General features: G+C 63.6%; 15 protein-coding genes. 7 read left to right on the top strand and 8 right to left on the bottom strand.

Features of this window, described 5'->3' with window-relative positions:
- Nucleotides 1-7 precede the first annotated feature (7 nt).
- Nucleotides 8-442, top strand: coding sequence for a hypothetical protein (locus NKI05_RS20765; RefSeq protein ID WP_023816195.1), 435 nt, complete (start codon nt 8-10; stop codon nt 440-442).
- A 133-nt stretch (nt 443-575) separates the two neighbouring features.
- On the top strand, nt 576-1,235 hold the full coding sequence (locus NKI05_RS20760; protein WP_023806886.1) for a response regulator transcription factor: 660 nt from the start codon (nt 576-578) through the stop codon (nt 1,233-1,235).
- Nucleotides 1,236-1,339: 104 nt separating this feature from the next.
- On the opposite strand, the gene NKI05_RS20755 is transcribed toward NKI05_RS20760, so the two are convergent.
- Nucleotides 1,340-4,843, bottom strand: a complete 3,504-nt coding sequence (locus NKI05_RS20755) for a PAS domain-containing hybrid sensor histidine kinase/response regulator (RefSeq protein ID WP_023806885.1) — start codon at nt 4,841-4,843, stop codon at nt 1,340-1,342.
- A gap of 251 nt (nt 4,844-5,094) precedes the next feature.
- Between NKI05_RS20755 and mscL the strand changes: the two genes are divergently transcribed.
- Both mscL and NKI05_RS20745 read left to right on the top strand, forming a co-directional pair.
- The gene (mscL, locus tag NKI05_RS20750; RefSeq protein WP_023681933.1) at nt 5,095-5,514 is read left to right on the top strand and encodes a large conductance mechanosensitive channel protein MscL; all 420 of its coding nucleotides are present in this window, start codon (nt 5,095-5,097) and stop codon (nt 5,512-5,514) included.
- A gap of 159 nt (nt 5,515-5,673) precedes the next feature.
- Nucleotides 5,674-6,840: a pyridoxal phosphate-dependent aminotransferase gene (locus NKI05_RS20745; protein ID WP_023806884.1), complete on the top strand. Its 1,167-nt coding sequence runs from the start codon at nt 5,674-5,676 to the stop codon at nt 6,838-6,840.
- Nucleotides 6,841-6,858: 18 nt separating this feature from the next.
- On the opposite strand, the gene hemA is transcribed toward NKI05_RS20745, so the two are convergent.
- Nucleotides 6,859-8,136, bottom strand: a complete 1,278-nt coding sequence (gene hemA / locus NKI05_RS20740) for a 5-aminolevulinate synthase (RefSeq protein ID WP_023699526.1) — start codon at nt 8,134-8,136, stop codon at nt 6,859-6,861.
- Nucleotides 8,137-8,415: 279 nt separating this feature from the next.
- Between hemA and galE the strand changes: the two genes are divergently transcribed.
- Together galE and NKI05_RS20730 are read left to right on the top strand one after the other, a co-directional pair.
- Nucleotides 8,416-9,411 (top strand): UDP-glucose 4-epimerase GalE, encoded by a 996-nt coding sequence (gene galE / locus NKI05_RS20735; protein ID WP_023816196.1) that lies wholly within the window; start codon nt 8,416-8,418, stop codon nt 9,409-9,411.
- 104 nt (nt 9,412-9,515) lie between these two features.
- Complete coding sequence (locus tag NKI05_RS20730; protein ID WP_023816197.1) at nt 9,516-10,766, top strand: D-amino acid dehydrogenase; 1,251 nt, start codon at nt 9,516-9,518, stop codon at nt 10,764-10,766.
- 7 nt (nt 10,767-10,773) lie between these two features.
- On the opposite strand, the gene NKI05_RS20725 is transcribed toward NKI05_RS20730, so the two are convergent.
- Entirely contained in the window at nt 10,774-10,983 is a 210-nt protein-coding gene (locus NKI05_RS20725) for a hypothetical protein (RefSeq protein WP_023745309.1), read from the bottom strand.
- 146 nt (nt 10,984-11,129) lie between these two features.
- Between NKI05_RS20725 and NKI05_RS20720 the strand changes: the two genes are divergently transcribed.
- Nucleotides 11,130-12,956: an alanine racemase gene (locus tag NKI05_RS20720; RefSeq protein WP_023816198.1), complete on the top strand. Its 1,827-nt coding sequence runs from the start codon at nt 11,130-11,132 to the stop codon at nt 12,954-12,956.
- Here the strand turns inward: NKI05_RS20720 and NKI05_RS20715 are convergent, their stop codons facing one another.
- Genes NKI05_RS20715 through NKI05_RS20695 form a run of 5 tightly spaced genes read right to left on the bottom strand, consistent with a single transcriptional unit; the run spans nt 12,957 to nt 18,154 of the window.
- The gene (locus tag NKI05_RS20715; protein ID WP_023816199.1) at nt 12,957-14,333 is read right to left on the bottom strand and encodes an FGGY-family carbohydrate kinase; all 1,377 of its coding nucleotides are present in this window, start codon (nt 14,331-14,333) and stop codon (nt 12,957-12,959) included.
- Nucleotides 14,330-14,647, bottom strand: a complete 318-nt coding sequence (rhaM, locus tag NKI05_RS20710; protein WP_023715347.1) for an L-rhamnose mutarotase — start codon at nt 14,645-14,647, stop codon at nt 14,330-14,332. Before rhaM ends, NKI05_RS20715 begins: the two co-directional genes overlap by 4 nt.
- The gene (locus NKI05_RS20705; RefSeq protein WP_352793052.1) at nt 14,647-15,642 is read right to left on the bottom strand and encodes an ABC transporter permease; all 996 of its coding nucleotides are present in this window, start codon (nt 15,640-15,642) and stop codon (nt 14,647-14,649) included. The genes rhaM and NKI05_RS20705 overlap by 1 nt, the downstream gene beginning before the upstream one ends.
- Nucleotides 15,639-16,616, bottom strand: a complete 978-nt coding sequence (locus NKI05_RS20700; RefSeq protein WP_023745314.1) for an ABC transporter permease — start codon at nt 16,614-16,616, stop codon at nt 15,639-15,641. The genes NKI05_RS20705 and NKI05_RS20700 overlap by 4 nt, the downstream gene beginning before the upstream one ends.
- Nucleotides 16,613-18,154 (bottom strand): sugar ABC transporter ATP-binding protein, encoded by a 1,542-nt coding sequence (locus NKI05_RS20695; RefSeq protein WP_023736115.1) that lies wholly within the window; start codon nt 18,152-18,154, stop codon nt 16,613-16,615. Before NKI05_RS20695 ends, NKI05_RS20700 begins: the two co-directional genes overlap by 4 nt.
- Nucleotides 18,155-18,176: the final 22 nt, after the last annotated feature.

The raw sequence follows: 18,176 nt of genomic DNA, 5'->3' as shown, positions 1-18,176 counted from the left end.
ATGGAACATGCGTCTGCAGCACATACTGATCCCCGCCGCACTGGTCTCGCTGGTCGCGGCGTCGGCCTGGTCCGAAGAGACCGACCGCTACCGGCTGGAGAAAACGGCCAACGGCTATGTCCGCATGGATACCCGGACCGGCGCCATGTCGATCTGCGAGGAGCGCTCCGGCCAGCTCGTCTGCAAGATGGCCGCCGACGAACGCGCCGCCTTCCAGGACGAAGTCGACCGTTTGCAGGCCTCGATGAAGGCAATGGACGAACGCGTCGCCAGGTTGGAGAATTCGCTGTCGGCCCGTCTCGAGTCGAAATTGCCGAGCGAAGAGGATTTCGACAAGACGATGAGCTATATGGAGCGCATGCTGCGTGGCTTCATGGGCATCGTCAAGGAGATGGACAAGGACAATGGCGACGGCGCCAAGCTCAACTCGCAAAAGACCTGAGCTGCCCGGCGCAAAGTGCCGTCCGGCCATTGCCGCTTGAAAACAAAGCGCTTCGCCGCATAATCGTCCGATCCCGTAAAAGCCGTCAATCGATAACGAAGTTTGGGCAACAACGGGATTTGGGGAGGAACATTTGCCGTCGGGCTACACCTTCGTCATTGCCGACGACCATCCGCTGTTCCGCGGCGCCTTGAAAGAGGCGCTTGCCGGCGTCGGCGATGTCGCCGCCATTCACGAGGCCGGCGATTTCGAAAGCGCCAAGGCCCTGGTCGTGGCCAATGAGGATGTCGACCTGGTGCTGCTCGACCTGTCGATGCCGGGCGCCAGCGGCCTGTCCGGTCTGATCGCGTTGCGCGGCATCCACCCGGCGGTGCCGCTGGTGGTGGTGTCGGCGCACGACGACCCGGTGACCATCCGGCGCGCGCTCGATCTCGGCGCGTCCGGTTTCATCTCCAAATCGGCCAGCATGGAGGAAATCCGCAGCGCCGTGCAGACGGTGCTGGCCGGCGACATCGCAGCACCCGTCGGCATCGACCTCGGCGTCGAGCGCGACCCCGAAATATCCGACCTGATCAAGCGGCTGCAGGCGCTGACGCCGCAGCAGACGCGTGTCCTCGGCATGCTGGCCGAAGGCCTGCTCAACAAGCAGATCGCGTACGAACTCAGCGTCTCCGAAGCGACGGTCAAGGCGCATGTCTCGGCCATCCTGCAAAAGCTCGGCGTCGACAGCCGCACCCAGGCGGTGATCCAGCTGTCCAAGATCGGCAGCGATCCGTTGCAGCCAGCAGGCTAAAGCGCATCGCGCTGAACGGATTCATGCGACCCGCTTTAGCTCTTGTTCGATGCATGTCGTGGTCCCAGAACCGGGGCACACTTCTGGGCGACATGCATTGAACCCTACTCGGCCGCCGATGCCAGCGGCCTGACCCTTGCCATCATGGAACGCAGCACGGCCGGCTTCAGCGGCTTGTTGATCACCGGCACGTCCAGGGCGGCGGCAGCGGCACGGACCTCGGTGGAGCGGTCGGCGGTGACCAGCACGGCCGGCAGGTCCGAACCATGGATGTCACGCAGGCGGGCGATGATGTCGAGGCCGCTTCTGCCATCGAGATGATAGTCGGCAAGCACGATGTCGGGACGATCGGCCCTGCCAAAATCCTCCGAACCCGAAAACGTGCCGATGCTGCAGCCCCAGCCCTCGAGCAGAAGCCGCATGCCGTCGAGGATGCGGGCGTCGTTGTCGATGCACATGACGCGCAGGCCGGCCAGCGAATTCGCGGTGCGGGCAGGCGCCTTCGGCTCGACCTCGCGCCGCGGCGCCTCAACCGCCGCAACCGGCAGGATAACGGAAAAGCGCGTACCCTTGCCCGGGTTGGAAAAGATCTGGATCTCGAGCCGCAGCACCCGCGCGATGCGGTCGACGATGGACAGGCCAAGGCCGAGACCTTCGGCCTCGCGCGCGCCTTCGTCCAGCCGGGTGAACTCGTTGAAGACCGTGTTCAGCTTGTCGCCGGCAATGCCGATGCCAGTGTCGATCACCTGGATTTCGGCGAGTTCGCCGCGCCGTCGCACGCCGACCAGGATGCGGCCATGGGGGGTGTATTTGATGGCGTTGGAGACCAGGTTCTGGATCAGCCGGCGCAGCAGGTTGCGGTCCGTCAACACGCTGAGCGACGAGGCTATGATCGTCAGATCGAGTTTCTTTTCGGCGGCGAGCGGCTGAAAATCATTGCCGATCTGGCGCAGCAGCCCGTCCAGGCGGAAGGCGCTGTCATCGGGTTTCATCGCGCCGGCGTCGAGGCGGGAAATGTCGAGCACGGCGCCCAGGATCGTTTCGACCGATTCCAGCGAGGATTCGATGTTGATAGCAGCCTTCCCGGCCGGGCCCTTGCCGGCCTTTTCGATCAGCGACGAGCAGTAGAGACGGGCGGCGTTCAGCGGCTGCAGGATGTCGTGGCCGGCGGCGGCGAGGAAGCGCGTCTTGCCCAGATTGGCCTCCTCGGCCAGCATCTGCGCCTGCGCCAGCTCCTCATTGACCCGGGTCAACTCCTCGTTAACCCTAGTCAGTTCGATGGTCCGCGTCTTGACCCGCTGCTCCAGCGATTCATTGGCCCGCTTCAGCGCCAAATCCTGTTCGACGCGTCCTGATATGTCGGCATAGGTGGCGACGATTCCGCCGTCCGGCATCGGGTTGGAGCGCAGTTCGAGGATACGGCCACTGGTCTTCAACTCCATCTGCCATGGGCTGACGAAGCTGGTCAGCCGGTTGAGCATCGCCACGCGCTGGTCGGCCGGAATATCGCCGCGCTCGGCGAGGTGGCGCAGGATGCGGTCGAGCGACACGCCGACCTGGCCCATCTCGTCGGGCAGGTCGAACAGCGCGCGATATTGTCTGTTCCAGCAGATCAGACGAAAATCGCGGTCGAATACGGTGATGCCCTGCTCCATCTGGTCGAGCGCGATCTGCAGCAGGTCGCGATTGTGCTGCAGCGCTTCGGTGGCGTCGTCGAGCAGGCGAAAGGCGTCCTTGGACTCGCGGTCGTTGCGGCGAAACAGCAGCGACAGGATCAGCCGCGCCGAAGACGAGCCGACCGCGCTCGCCAGCAGCTGCTCGGAAAAGCGGATGACATCCATGCTGGCCTGCTCATTGCCGTGCAGCGAGACGCCATTGCTTTTCTCGAAGGATTGGAAGGAGCGCTCGGTGCGCTCGACGCCGAGGTAGCGCGAGATGGTGTCCTTCAGCACGTTGACGGTGATGGCGGTGCGGAAGCGGCGCAGGCTGGGCATCGGGCCGGATTCGCGCGGCACGAAGATCGACGCCTGGATCCGCTCCAGCGGCACTGACGCGCGCGACAGCGAGCCGAGCACGAAGAACAGCGTGTTGACCGACAGGCTCCAGAGCACGCCGTGGTTCAACGGTTCGGCGACGGTGCCGAACAGAGCCTGCGGCCGCAGCGCCTCGAAACCGAACAACCCCTGCACGACGATGTCCGCGTCGGCTGCCGAGAGCGACGGCAAAAGCAGCGTATAGCCCCAGACGAGGATGCCGGCGACCATGCCAAGGGCCGCGCCGCGGCCATTGGCGCCGCGCCAGATCAGCCCGCCGATCAGCGCCGGCGCGAATTGGGCGATTGCCGCGAACGACATCAGGCCGATCGACGACAGCCGCGCCGAGTTGGTGCTTTCGCGGTAGTAGAGGAAGGCGATGAACAACAGGATGAAGATGGCGCCGCGCCGCACGTTGAGGATCAGCGTCGACCAATCCTCATTCTCAGAGGTCGTGGTCTTGAGCAGGCGGCGCACGAACAGCGGGATGACGAGGTCGTTGGAGATCATGATCGACAGCGCCACGCTTTCGACGATCACCATGGCGGTCGCCGCCGACAGCCCACCGATGAAGGCGGCCATGGCGAGGAAGTCATGGCCGCCGAACAAGGGCAGCGCCAGCACATAGAGGTCACTGGTGGTTTTGGCGCCGACCAGCGCCAGGCCGGCGAAGGCGATCGGCAGCACGAACAGGTTTATCGCCACGAGATAGAGCGGAAACACCCAGGTCGCGGTGCGCAGTTCGGCCTCGCCGCGGTTCTCGACGATGGTGACGTAGAACTGGCGCGGCAGCATGATAATGGCAAAGCCGCTCAGGCAAGTCAGCACCAGCCAGGTGGCGAGCGAGGTGTTGTAGCCCATGGCTTGCCGCACCTGGCTGTTTTCGGCCAGCTTGTCGATCATGTCGCCCGGGCCACCGAAGATCAGGAAGGTGACCATCAGGCCGATCGCCAGGAAGGCGGCGAGCTTGACCACCGTTTCGACCGCCACCGCCAGCACCAGCCCGTCCTGGTGCTCGGTGGCGTCGGCATGGCGGGTGCCGAACAGCACCGCAAACAGCGCCAAGAGCATGGCCACCACCAGCGAGATGTCGCTGACGAAGGGATCGAAGGAGGGCGGCGATCCCGTATAATGCTCGACCATCAGGCCGACCGAACCGGAGATCGCCTTCAATTGCAGTGCGATATAGGGCACCGCGCCGATGGTGGCGATCAGCGTGGCGATCGCCGAGACGGCAAAGCTCTTGCCATAGCGGGCGCCCAGGAAGTCGGCGATCGAGGTGATCTTCTCGCTCTTGGCCAGCCGCACGATGCGATTGAGCAGCGGAAAGCCGAACACGAACACCAGCACCGGGCCGGTATAGATGCCGAGAAATTCGAGGCCGCGCTCGGAGGACAGGCCGACCGAGCCGAAAAAGGTCCAGGAGGTGCAGTAGATGGCGAGGCTGAGTGCATAGATGAAGGGCCGGGCGTGGCCGGGTCCCGACGCCGTCGACCGCCGGTCGCCAAGGCTAGCGATGGCGAACAGCAGCGTCACATAGGCGACGGCAATGATGACGATGAACCAGCCCTGCACGGCCCGAAAATCCTCCTCGGCCAGCTTTCACCCCGGCCTGCCCAGAGGCAATCACAGCTCTAAGGTCAAGTCCATCGCGGCTTTCGGCGCATGGTCGCGACGCTGCCCTGTCGAACCGTGAACCAAGGTAAGGAGAAAGCGGTGTTTTCCAACTTTTGCTTCTGTTGCAACCGCAGGTTTTTGTTATGGTGCGCACGGGCCGACGCCGGAGGGACGGCGGCAGCGCGGTCCGTCATGACAAGGAGGGTCGAATGCTGAAAGAATTCCAGGAATTCATTTCCAAAGGAAATGTGATGGACCTTGCGGTCGGCGTCATCATCGGCGCGGCCTTCAGCAAGATCGTCGATTCTCTTGTCAACGACATCATCATGCCTTTCATCGGCGCACTTGGTGGCGTCGACTTTTCCAACTACTTCATAGGCCTCTCATCAACAGTGCATTCGACCAATCTTGCCGACGCGCGTAAGGAAGGCGCGGTGTTCGCCTACGGCAATTTTATCACCGTGGCGCTGAATTTCGTCATCCTGGCTTTCATCATCTTCCTGATGGTCAAGGCCGTGAACAACATGCGCAAGCGGCTCGAGCGGGAGAAGCCGGCCGCACCTGCGGCTCCGCCGCCGGCTGACGTCGCACTGCTCACCGAAATTCGCGATCTCCTCGCCAGGAAATAGACAAGGCCAGATTTCTGGACCAAAACCCCGGTCGTTCGCGGCCGGGGTTTTCTGTTGCCGCATCTGCTAAGAGCATCCGCCAATGCATGTCGCCCAGAAGTGTGCAGCGGTTCTGGGATAACGACATGCATCAAAGCAGACATCAAAACGGATCTGTCCATGACCCTGATCGATAGCTTGCGCGGCGAAGCGGTGGCCGCCCCCGAAAGCGGCATTGTCGCCGTCGTCAATTACGGCCGTACGCGCGAGGGCATGATCCCGCTCTGGGCCGGTGAAGGCGATTTGCCGACGCCTGCCTTCATTTCGGAAGCCGCCGCCAAGGGGCTCGCCAATGGCGAGACCTTCTATACTTGGCAGAAAGGCATTCCGGAGCTGAGGCAAGCGCTTTCTCGCTACTATGCCAGGCATTTCGGCAAGAGCTTCGCCGAAGAGGAATTCATCGCCACCGGTTCCGGCATGCATGCCATTCAGTTGGCATTAGCCGCGGTCGCCGGCAGCGGCGACGAGGTGGTCTATCTCTCCCCGGCCTGGCCGAATTTCGCCGCCGCCGCCGGTATTTCCGGCGCTACCCCGGTTGCGGTCACGCTCGACCAGTCGGGCAATGGCTGGTCCTGCGATGTCGACAAGATTGCAGCTGCGGTGACGCCGCGCACCAAGGCGCTGTTCGTCAACACGCCATCGAACCCCACCGGCTGGACGGCCGATAAGGAAACGCTGCAGGCGATCCTGAATCTCGCCCGCCAAAAGGGCCTGTGGATCATCGCCGACGAGATCTATTCGCTGTTCCACTACGGCCACGGCCGTGCGCCGTCCTTCCTCGACATTTCGACCGCGGAAGACCGCATCCTGTTCGTCAACTCCTTTTCCAAGAACTGGGCGATGACCGGCTGGCGCGTCGGCTGGATCAAGACCCATCCCGAGCTGCAGCAGGTGTTCGAGAACCTGATCCAGTATTCGACCTCAGGCGTCGCCCAGTTCATGCAGCGCGGCGCCGTCGCGGCGCTGGACCACGGTGATGCGTTCATCGTCGAACAGGTTGAGCGGGCGCGAAAGGCGCGCGACCTGGTCTGCGATATTCTAGGCGCAACCGGCAAAGCGCGCTTCACCGTGCCGCAAGGCGCGTTCTATTTGTTTTTCACGGTCGACGGCATCACCGATCCGCGCCGGGCTGCTTTCGACATCGTCGACAAGGCCAATGTCGGCCTGGCGCCGGGCACCGCCTTCGGCCCTGGCGGAGAGGCGTTTTTGCGCCTGTGCTTCCACCGCCGCCTCGACCAGCTCGAGGAAGCGGCACATCGCTTGGCGGGATGGATGAGGACGGTTTGAGATAAATGGGCGGCGGCTTCAGCCGCCCGACTTCGGCACAAGCAGCGGCACAATCCGGTCGCTCTTGGCGACAGTGGGCCGCCCTGCGGAGCCATAGGGAATGCCGAGCGCATCCCATGTCTCGACCAGCGCGTCCTGAAGTCCCGCAATCAGCGCATCGGTATGGAACGGCGTCGGCGTGATGCGCAGCCGCTCGGTGCCGCGCGGCACGGTCGGATAGTTGATCGGCTGGATGTAGATGCCGTGCACGCCGAGCAGACGGTCGCTGGCCATCTTGCAGAGTTCGGGGTCACCGACCAGCACCGGCACGATATGCGTCGGTGATTCCATCACCGGCAGGCCGGCTGCAGAAAGAACCTCCTTGGTCCGCGATGCCTGCTGTTGCTGCGCATCGCGCTCGGCTTGCGAGCGCTTGAGGTGACGGATGGACGTGGTGGCGGCGGCGGCGATCGCCGGCGGCAGCGCCGTGGTGAAGATGAAGCCCGGAGCATAGGAGCGCACCGCGTCGATGACGGCGCTGTTGCCGGCGATATAGCCGCCCAGCGTGCCGAACGCCTTGGCCAGCGTGCCTTCGATGATGTCGATACGGTCGGCCAGCCCCTCGCGCTCGGTGATGCCGCCGCCGCGCGGTCCGTACATGCCGACGGCATGGACCTCGTCAATATAGGTCATCGCGTTGTAGCGTTCGGCCAGTTCGACGATCTGCTTGATCGGCGCGATGTCGCCATCCATCGAATAGACGCTCTCGAACACGATCAGCTTGGCGCGTTCGCGGCCCGCCACCTGCAGCAGGCTTTCGAGATGCGCGACGTCGTTGTGGCGGAAAATCTTCTTTTCGGCGCCCGAGCGCCGTACGCCTTCGATCATCGAGGCATGGTTCAACTCGTCCGAAATGATCAGGCAATTGGGCAAAAGCCGCGCAATGGTCGAGATCGAGGCCTCGTTGGAGACGAAGCCGGAGGTGAAGACCAGCGCCGCTTCCTTGTCGTGCAGGTCGGCCAGTTCCAGCTCGAGCTCGACGAGCGGGTTCGAGGTGCCGGAAATGTTGCGGGTGCCGCCGGCGCCCGAACCCATCTTGCCGGCTGCATTCTGGAACGCGGCAATGACATCGGGGTTCTGGCCCATGCCGAGATAGTCGTTGGAGCACCAGACGGTGATTTCCTCGGCGCGGCCGTTTGAACGCCAGATGGCGCGCGGAAACTTGCCGACAATGCGCTCGAGATCGGCGAAAACCCGGTAGCGCCGCTCGGCGTGGAGCTGGTCGATCGCTTCCTCGAAGAACCGCTGATAGTTCATGTCGCCTTCCCAGTTTTGCGCGGGATCATAATCGTTGGCCCATTCGTCGTCCACCGGGCCGTTTTGGTCAAAATGCCACGCCCCAAGCCTGTTCCTAACGATGCCAGATCGTGGCCTATTCCCTTGATGTGGATCAATTTTGTGTCCGTACGATGCCACAGGCCGGTGAGACTGTTACGGATTTAACATTCAGGCGTTTCTAATGGCCTTGCCGCAGGCTTTCCAGTAAGGCGGTGATTGAGACAGTTTCCGACAAATTACGAGTAAAAGAGGACGCGGATGACGGTTTTGGTAACGGGCGGCGCCGGCTATATCGGCAGCCACATGGTCTGGGAACTGCTGGATGCCGGCGAGAGCGTCGTCGTTCTCGACCGCCTTTCCACGGGCTTCGAATGGGCGGTGGCGCCGGAGGCCAAGCTGGTCGTCGGCGATGTCGCCGATAGGGAATTGGTCGGCCAGATCATCCGGGATAACAAGGTCGACGCGATCATCCACTTCGCCGGTTCCATCGTGGTGCCGGAATCGGTTGCCGATCCGCTCGCCTATTACGAGAATAACACCTCCAAGACCCGTACGCTGATCGAAACCGCTGTACGCGAGGGCGTGCCGCATTTCATCTTCTCCTCGACCGCCGCCGTCTATGGCGGCGCCGGCCTGGAGCCGGTGCGTGAGGATGCCCGCCTGGCGCCGGAATCGCCCTACGGCCAGTCCAAGCTGATGAGCGAATGGATGCTGCGCGATGCAGCGCTTGCGCATCCCTTGCGCTACACGGCGCTGCGCTACTTCAACGTCGCCGGCGCCGATCCCAGGGGCCGGACGGGGCAGTCGACGCCTGGCGCCACGCATCTGATCAAGGTCGCCTGCGAGACCGCGCTCGGCAAACGCCCCTTCATGCAGGTGTTCGGCACCGATTATCCGACGCCGGACGGCACCTGCATGCGCGATTATATCCATGTCAGCGACCTGGCTGCGGCGCACCGGCTGGCGCTGCAGCGCCTGCGCGCCGGCGGCGGCAGCCTCGTCGCCAATTGCGGCTACAGCCACGGCTATTCGGTGCTCGAGGTCATCGACAGCGTGCGGCGCGCCTTCGGCCGGGATTTCGAGGTCAAGATGGGCGACCGGCGCCCCGGCGACGCCGCCGCCGTGGTTGCCAATTCGGACCTTGCACGCGCCGAACTCGGCTGGACCCCGCAACGCGACGACCTCGACCAGATCGTCGCCGATGCGCTCGCCTGGGAGCGTATCCTCACCGGCAAGAACTCCGCGCGGGGTTGAGCCGGGCACTTCCGAGGGCTCGCAAGGCGCGCGGCGAAGCGCTATTGAAGGCATTGGCGATGCGGCGTGGAGGCGCTGCGCCGCGAAGAGCTTTGGGGGGTGGCATGAAGATAACGGTGCTTGGAGCCGGTGTTGTCGGCACCGCGGCCGCGTATTATCTGGCCGCCGACGGCCATGAGGTCACCGTTATCGAGCGCCATCCGGCGCCGGCGCGCGGCACCAGCCAGTCCAATGCCGGTCTGGTGTCGCCGGGCGACGCCACCGCCTGGGCCTCGCCAGCGGCGCTGAAGACCTTCCTGCGCGCGCTCTGGAACCATGATCTCGGCATCAAGGTCAGGCTGCGCTTCGATCCTTATTTCCTCGCCTGGAGCCTGCGCTTCCTGCGCCAGTGCACGGTGGCGCGCCTGCGCGCCAACAGCCAGGTCAAACTGCGCCTGGCGCTCTATTCGCGCGACTGCATCAACGCGCTCTCCGACGCCACCGGCATCCACTATGACGAGCGCAAGAAGGGCATTCTTTATTTCTTCCGCTCGCAGCACAGCCTCGACACCGGCACCGACAACTACCAGTTTCTGGCGAAGCATGGCCTGCCGATCGAGATCGTGGGCCGCGACCGGCTGGTCGAACTTGAGCCCGGGCTCGCGGGCGTGAAGGAAAAGATCGCCGGCGGCGTTTATTCGCCGATCGACCAGACCGGGGATTCCAGGATATTCGTCGACGGGCTCGCCGCCTATGCTGCCGAAAAGCTTGGCGTCAGATTCCTGTTCGACACCACGGTCGAGGGGCTCGACATAGAGGGCGACTGGGTACGTGCGGTCATGACATCGGCCGGCCCGGTGACGGGCGACGCCGTCGTCATCGCCATGGGCCCCGAGAGCGGCCTGATCGGTCGCCGCTACGGTATCGACCTGCCCGTCTATCCGGTTAAAGGCTATAGCGCGACCATCCCGCTGGAGGACGAGAGCAAGGGACCGACCATGGGCGGCGCCGACGAGGACCGGCTGGTTGGCTACTCCAGGCTCGGAAACCGCCTGCGCATGTCCTCGACAGCCGAGTTCACCGGCTTCGACCGCAGCTTCAAGCCCAGCGACTTCAAGTCCATGCTGAGCACCGGCAAAGACCTTTTCCCTGGCGCTTTCGACGAGAAGAAGGCGCTGTTGTGGGCAGGTCTGCGGCCGATGATGCCCAACTCGGTGCCGGTCATCGGCAAGGCGAAATACAAGAACCTTTACCTCGACGCCGGCCACGGCCATGTCGGCTGGACCATGGCCTGCGGCTCGGGCAAGTTCCTGGCCGACCTCGTCGCCGGCCGCAAGCCGGAGATCGACCCGCAAGGGCTGGTCTACGGGAACTGAGGGAGCTCTAGTCGTCGTGTTGGCATCGAGTCCATTCGCCGTGCACCCATTCGGCAAGCCATCCGCGCTCAAGCTGGCCAATCTGTGCCAAGTTTTCCTGCCTGGCGGTCAAATGGCCGAGACCGATAACTTCGAAATCTCCACAGTCCGCAGGATGATCATGTTCGCCGCAGGTCAGTTGCCACTCACCATCGAAATGATGAACGACCAGCGTCACCGGCCTCTCCGATCGAAAGACGTGCCCACATACAATTGCTCTGGTTTCCAACATTGAGGCCGTCACTGCGCAAAGTTTGACAAATATCGTACGACGATCTGGAAGATGCATCTGGCTGACAGATTCTACAAACCCTGAGTGACGAAATGTCGGGACCGCAAGTCGCTATCGACCTTGGCCGCATCGAGCGCAACGCCCGCACCATCGTCGAGCGCTGCGCGCTGTCCGGCATCAAGGTGTTCGGAGTTACGAAGGGCACATGCGGCATGCCGCAAGTGGCGCGGGCCATGCTGCGCGGCGGTGTTGCCGGCATCGCGGAATCGCGCTTCGAAAACATCCGCCGGCTGCGCGACAGCGGCATCAATGCGCCGGTCATGCTGCTGCGTAGCCCGCCCATGGCGCGCGTCGAGGAGGTCGTGCGCACCGTCGACATCAGCCTGCAGTCGGAACTGACCACCATCCGCGAGATATCGCGCATTGCCGAGCGCATGGGCCGCGTCCACGATATCATGCTGATGATCGATCTCGGCGATCTCCGCGAAGGCATCTGGCCAAGCGACCTGATCCCCACCGTCGAGCAGATCCTGGAATTCAAGGGCGTGCGCATCGCCGGCATCGGCACCAATCTCGGCTGCTTCGGCGCCATAATGCCGACGCCGGAGAACCTTGGCCAACTCGTCGCCCATGCCTACAAGACCGAGCGCCTGTCCGGCAAAAGCCTCGACTTCATTTCCGGCGGCGCCTCGTCGTCGCTGACGCTGCTGCTCGAAGGCAAGCTGCCGCCCGGCATCAACAATCTGCGCGTGGGCGAGGCGATCCTGCAAGGCGGTGTCGAAACCTTTCGCGACGTGCCGTGGCCCGAACTCGAACCCGATGCCTGCCGGCTGACCAGCGACATCATCGAGGTCAAACTCAAGCCTTCGCGGCCGATCGGCACATCCGGCTACGACGCCTTCGGCAACCAGCCGGTCTTCGCCGACGAGGGCGACCGGCTGCGCGCCATCGCCAATATAGGCCGCGAGGACGTGCTGGTCGAAGGGCTGACGCCGATCGCCAAGGGGGTGAGGGTGCTCGGCGCTTCCAGCGACCATCTGCTGCTCGATGTGCAGGATGCCGATCCGCGACCTACCGTCGGCGACCGTGTCGCCTTCCGCATGAATTATGGCGCCATGCTTCTGGCGATGACCTCGGAATATGTCGAGAAGGCGCCGATGCACGACGTCGCGGATTTCTCCGGCCGCAAGATGGTGTCGATCTCGGCCGAACCGGAAGCCGGCGGGATTATCGCCCGCGAGGGAACCGGCGCGCGTCTGGAGGCGATGAATTTCGACGTGGTCGAACTCGCCGACGTCGAGCGGCCGCCCTCGGGCTTGATCCGGCTCGCTGCCGGCGCCGATCGCCGTATCGCCCACAAGGCGCTGACCGCAACGGCGCGCGCGACGCATTCCTTCGGCCTGATCTGGATCGATTCCATCGCCGCCCTGATGCCCGAGTACGAGGAGGCCGAAGACATGCCTGAAGTCTCGGTGCTGGCCCGCGCGCTCGGTCTCGATCACAAGCCCGGCGCGCTGCAGCCGCAGCTGTCGCCGGAAAATGTCGTCATCGTCGGCCTGCGCCATGCCGATCCGGCGGAGGCAAGGGTGCTCAAGGATTCGCGTGTCTCGGCCTTCACCATGACCGACATCGACGCCATGGGCATGCGCGACCTCATGCACGAGGCGATCCGCATCGCCACCTCGGGCACGCAAGGCTTCCATCTCAGCTATTCGCCGACGGCGACCGAATTCGCCGGCTGGGCTGCGGGCTCCGGCGGGCTGACGGTGCGCGAGACGCATCAGGCAATGGAGGCGATCTCGCTGTCCGGCGGTCTGCTGTCGATGGATGTTTCCGGACTGACCGCCGGTCTGGAGCCGCGGATCGGCGCCGACGCCGTCAACTTCGTCATGTCGGCCTTTGGGAAGCGGATTTTGTGATCAGCCTTGCGCGTCGACTGCCGCGCGCCACGCGGTGACATAGGCCGCCCAGACCGGGTCGGTCTGCGGCTCAATTCTTTCGCCCTTGCCGTGCGTCACTGGCTGATCGGATGCGAGCAGTGCCGCGCCGATGCTGGTGCCGGTGGCCGCCTCGGAGGCGATGACGATGCGCGCGGTCGCTGCCGCCAGCATGCCGACAAAGAGCCGGTTGCGAGCAAACGGTCCTTCCACGGTGGTCGGGCCGTCGGCGCCGATCAGCTCGAGGCAGGTCGCCGTCATCAGTGCCAGATAGAAGGAAATGGCGGCGAACCGCTCGCCTTTGCTGATGCCGTCGGCATCAAGCCATTCCGCGGCATGGTGCGGGAACGGTCCCGACCCCTGCTGCGTAGAAGGTAAAAGCAGCATTTTTCCGGTCAGAACGGCCAGCACCTCGCTGCCGCTGCAGTCCTGCGGCTTGTCCTTGGTCAGCTGGGAAAATTCGCGGCCACCCATGAACCGCGCCGAGGGGACGGGAGCGCCAAGCGCGCTGACATTGACCAGCGTGTCGCGCGCAGCATCGAGCGCAATCTCTCTGCCGCCGACCACCATCGATACCACCCAGGTGCCGGTTGAGACGACCGAGAAGGGCGGCTCGTCGGACAGAAGATGCGGCAATAGGGAGGCGTTGGAATCGTGCAGTCCGCAGAAAACCGGGGTCTGCGGATCGAGCCTGGTGCGCGCGGCAAGCGCCGGCAGGATCGGGCCGAGCTGGTCCCTGGCCGGCCGCACCGATGCCGTCAGCCTGCGCCAATCCAGCCTGTCGACCATCGAGGAAAAGTCCGCCTCCCAAGGGCTCCACAGATCGGTGTGGCAGCCGAGCGAGGTCACCTCGTTGGCGGCAACGCCGGTCAGGCGCAGCGCCCAGTATTGCGGATACATCAGCATCGCGGCGGCCCTGGCGAATTCGGTGGGAAAACGCTTCTCAAGCCAGAAGAATTGCGCACCGAGATTGAGGCCGAGCGGCAGGCGCGGCGTCCCGGTCTCAATGAAGGGCGGACGGATCGCACTATACTCTGTAGCCAGCCTGTCGGGGCCGTCGAACTCATAGTCGAGGACAGGCAGCACCAGTTCGCCCGCGGCGTCGACCAGCACGCCGGTCGCACCATGCGTGGTGATCGAAATCGCGTCGATACGCTGATCGCGGTTGAGGCTGGCAAGGCTGTTGAGGATAAACGTCCACAGCGACTCGACATCGTGATGCGGGTAGGGCGCTTGCCGCAGCGGCGCGTTAGCCATGCGGCGCAACCCCACTTCGCTCAACGTGACGAGATCGACCAGCGCGACCTTGGCGTTGGTCTTGCCGATGTCGATGACGGCGATATGGCGCAGCCCACTCATGCCAAATGGAACATTGTTTCCAGGGGGATGGCCACCGGTTGGTTGTCCGGCCTGGTCTCCATGATGTCGGCCATGTGCGCCCACCAGCGCTGCATCACCGGGTGCTTCGGCAGGTCGGCCATGCCATGGTCGTCGCGCCGCCACAGCACGCCGAACAGGATGTTGGTGTCTTCATCGAGATGGATCGAATAATCGGCGACGCCGGCCTCTCTCAGCAGCGCCACCAGCGACGGCCAGATCTCATCGTGGCGCTTTTTGTACTCGGCTTTCATGCCGGGTTTGAGCTGCATCTTGAAGGCGTATTTCTCAGGCATCAGCTGTTACCACGCAGCTGTCGCCAGACGATCGGCAGCGCGATGACGAAGATCAAGAGCAGGCCGATGAAGATCGACATGACGATGCCGGGCACGTTGAGCAGGCCGAGGCCGAAGGTCACCAGCCCCATGATAAAGGCGGCGAGCACGACGCCAACAATGCTGCCGGAGCCACCCAGAATGCTGACGCCGCCCAGCACCACCATGGTGATGACCTCAAGCTCATAGCCCTGCGCGATCGACGGCCGCGTCGAGCCGAGCCGCGAGGTGATCAGCACCGAGGCCATGCCGGCCATCAGCCCGGTCAGGCAAAACAGGATGAATTTGATGCGGCCGACACGAACGCCGGAAAACTGTGCCGCGACCGGATTGTTGCCGATGGCAAAGACACGGCGGCCGAAGCTGGTGCGATGCAGCAGGAACCAGTAGGCGACGGCCGCGATGAGGAAGAGCACCAGTTCGAACGACACCACCCACCAGACATAGCCCTGGCCGAAGAAAGCAAAACTCTCGGGATAGCCCTTGTAGGCCTGGTCACCGAGGATGATGAAGGCAATGCCGCGAAACAGGCTCATCGTGCCGATGGTAACGACGATGGACGGCAGGCCGAGCCTCGTCACCAACAGGCCGTTGAAGGCGCCGCAACCGAGCCCGACGACGATGCCGATAGCCACCAGCACCGGCGTGTCGGCGCCGGCCTGTACCGCCATGCCCATCATGGTCGAGGCGAGCGCGATGATGGCGGCGACCGACAGGTCGATCTCGCCCGAAATAATCAGCAGCGCCATGGCGAAGGCGATCAGGCCTTTCTCGGTGAAATTGAAGGTCAGGTCCGACAGCGAATAGGCATCGAGGAAATAGGGCGATGCGAAGCTGTTGATGGCGAAGATGGCGACCGCCACGACGACCAGCAGCGCTTCCCAGGAAAAGATCGCTGAAGAGAGCGGCTTGTCGAGCCGGTCGGGAATGTGGCGCGGGGCGGGGGTGTCGGTCATGCCGCCTCCGCCTTCCTCAGAATGATCCGCCCCTGCTGGCGTTCGCCGCGCGCGTTGAGCACGACGGCCAGGATGATGGCGCTGCCTGAAATCGCCATCTGCCAGAAGGGCGAGATGTTGATGACCGGCAGTGCGTTGGAGATGATGCCGAGGAACAGCGCCCCTAACACCGCGCCCCCGACCGAGCCGATGCCGCCGGCAATCGAAATGCCGCCGATGACGCAGGCGGCGATGATATTGAGTTCATAGCCATTGGCGACCTCGACCGAGGCGATGACATAACGAGAAATCCAGAGATAACCGGCGAGCCCGCCGATCATGCCGGAAATGCAGAAGACGATGAATTTGGTTCGGCCGACATCGATGCCGGCATAGACCGACGCCGTCGGGTTGACGCCGATGGCATAGATCGAACGGCCAAGCGCGGTTCGCGTCATCACCACGAAGAACAGCGCGATGACCAGTATGGCGATCCAGGACAGAACCGGAATGCCCAGGAAAGCTGCGCGCTGGAAGCCGATGAAGTCCGGGCTCATCTTGTCGGCATTGACCCAGGCGCCGCCGGAGAGGACGAAGGTGGCGCCGCGATAGATGGTGAGCGTGCCCAATGTCACCACGATCGAAGGGATGTTCAGCCGCCACACCAGCAGGCCGTTGATGGCGCCGAGCACCAGTCCGACGGCCAGCGCAATGACGATCAGCAGCGGGATCGGGATCGCCGGATGCGCGGCGTTCAGCATCGCCACCACCATGCCGGTGAAGCACAGGTTGGAGGCCATCGACAGGTCGATCGAGCGGGTCAGGATGACGACCATCTGTCCCAGCGCCAGGATCATCAGGATCGAGGTGTCGTTGAACACCTGGGCGAGATTGCCGGGGTCGGCAAAGGCCGGGAAACGCGTCGAGATCAGAGCAATCAAAACGACGATCGCCGCTGCCAGCCAGATCTCGCGGTATTTAAGGAGAGCCTTCATGCCGCGATCCCCGCTGCCGTCCGGACCAGCGTTTCGGCGTCCAGCCCCTTATTATCGTAGACCGCCGCAACCAGCCCTTCGCGCATGACGACGACGCGGTCGGACATGCCCAGAATCTCCGGCAGTTCCGACGACACCATGATCACCGACAGGCCCTGCGCGACGAGCTCGGCCATGAAGCCGTGCACGGCGGCCTTGGAGCCGATGTCGATGCCCTTGGTCGGCTCGTCCAGGATGATCACCTTGGGCGCCGTCGCCAGCCATTTGGCGATGACGATCTTCTGCTGGTTGCCGCCCGACAGCGTGCCGACATCCTGGCTCAGCGACGAGGCGCGCAGGTCTAGCCGCTCGGTGTAGGAGCGGGCGAGCGCGAATTCGTCCGACAATCGCAGCAGGCCGGATTTGGAGGTGCGCTTGAGCGAGGGAAGCGAGACGTTTTGGAAGATCGGCAGGCCGATCACCACGCCCTGCTTGCCGCGTTCCTCCGGCACGTAGACGATGCCGGCTTCGATGGAATCCGCCGCCGATTTCGGCGTGATCGTCTTGCCTTCCAGCGTGATCGTTCCACCCGATATGCGGGTGATGCCCGATATCGCCTGCATCACCTCTGACCGCCCGGCGCCGACAAGGCCGTAGAAACCGAGGATCTCGCCCTTGTGCAGTTCGAAGCCGATGTCGTTGAATTCGGTCGGGTGCGAAAGGCCAGCGACCGACAGCACCGGCGCGCCGATCTCGGCCTTGCGTTGCGGAAAGATGTGATCGACCGAGCGGCCGACCATCATGCGCACGATCTGGCTCTGGCCGGTATCCTTGATAAGGCCCTCGCCAACCATCTCGCCGTCGCGGAACACGGTGTAGCGATCGGCGATCCGATAGATCTCGTCGAACTTGTGGCTGATGAACAGGATCGCCTTGCCTTCCTCCTTGAGGAATTCGATCAGCAGGAAAAGCTCCTCGATCTCTTTCATCGAAAGGGCTGCGGTCGGCTCATCCATGATGACGATCTGCGCATCGATCGACATCGCGCGAGCAACCGCTACCAGATGCTTGTTGGCGATGCCGAGGTCTTTCAGCCGCGCATCGGCGTCGATATGGCCGGCATGCATGGTGTCGAGCACTTCGCGCGCGTGTTTTCGCATGGTGCGCCAGTCGATGGTGCCTAGCCGCGTGCGCGGCGCATGGCCGAGAAAAATGTTTTCGGCGACGCTCAGATCGTCGAACAGCACGGTTTCCTGATGAATGGCGGTGACGCCGTGGCCGAAGGCGGCATGCGCGCTGGGCAGGGTGACGGCCTGGCCGTCAATGCTGATCGTGCCGGCGTCGGGCTGGTAGATGCCGGTCATGATCTTGACCAGCGTCGACTTGCCGGCACCGTTTTCACCGATCAGCGCCGTAACCTGGCCGGGGTAAAGCGACAGGCTGACATTGTGCAGCGCGCGCACGCCGGGAAAGCTTTTGGAGACGCCGGACAGCGTCAGGCGCGGGGCAGGACCCGTGGGCTCCTCCTTCGCAATGCCGTGCTGGGCTGTCGTGTCCATATCCGTATCAAGCCCTGAAACA

This window comes from Mesorhizobium sp. M0771 (assembly GCF_040320155.1).
Lineage (GTDB): Bacteria > Pseudomonadota > Alphaproteobacteria > Rhizobiales > Rhizobiaceae > Mesorhizobium.
Note: the sequence above shows the minus strand (reverse complement) of the source record. Positions and strands in the feature narration are given on the sequence as shown.

Bases quoted from the DNA above. Each gene is read 5' to 3' on its own strand.
- NKI05_RS20720 (WP_023816198.1), top strand. From the start codon at position 11,130: ATGTCGGGACCGCAAGTCGCTATCGACCTTGGCCGCATCGAGCGCAAC.
- NKI05_RS20700 (WP_023745314.1), bottom strand. From the start codon at position 16,616: ATGAAGGCTCTCCTTAAATACCGCGAGATCTGGCTGGCAGCGGCGATC.
- NKI05_RS20730 (WP_023816197.1), top strand. From the start codon at position 9,516: ATGAAGATAACGGTGCTTGGAGCCGGTGTTGTCGGCACCGCGGCCGCG.
- galE (WP_023816196.1), top strand. From the start codon at position 8,416: ATGACGGTTTTGGTAACGGGCGGCGCCGGCTATATCGGCAGCCACATG.
- NKI05_RS20765 (WP_023816195.1), top strand. From the start codon at position 8: ATGCGTCTGCAGCACATACTGATCCCCGCCGCACTGGTCTCGCTGGTC.
- rhaM (WP_023715347.1), bottom strand. From the start codon at position 14,647: ATGCCTGAGAAATACGCCTTCAAGATGCAGCTCAAACCCGGCATGAAA.
- NKI05_RS20705 (WP_352793052.1), bottom strand. From the start codon at position 15,642: ATGACCGACACCCCCGCCCCGCGCCACATTCCCGACCGGCTCGACAAG.
- NKI05_RS20745 (WP_023806884.1), top strand. From the start codon at position 5,674: ATGACCCTGATCGATAGCTTGCGCGGCGAAGCGGTGGCCGCCCCCGAA.
- NKI05_RS20715 (WP_023816199.1), bottom strand. From the start codon at position 14,333: ATGAGTGGGCTGCGCCATATCGCCGTCATCGACATCGGCAAGACCAAC.
- NKI05_RS20695 (WP_023736115.1), bottom strand. From the start codon at position 18,154: ATGGACACGACAGCCCAGCACGGCATTGCGAAGGAGGAGCCCACGGGT.
- hemA (WP_023699526.1), bottom strand. From the start codon at position 8,136: ATGAACTATCAGCGGTTCTTCGAGGAAGCGATCGACCAGCTCCACGCC.
- mscL (WP_023681933.1), top strand. From the start codon at position 5,095: ATGCTGAAAGAATTCCAGGAATTCATTTCCAAAGGAAATGTGATGGAC.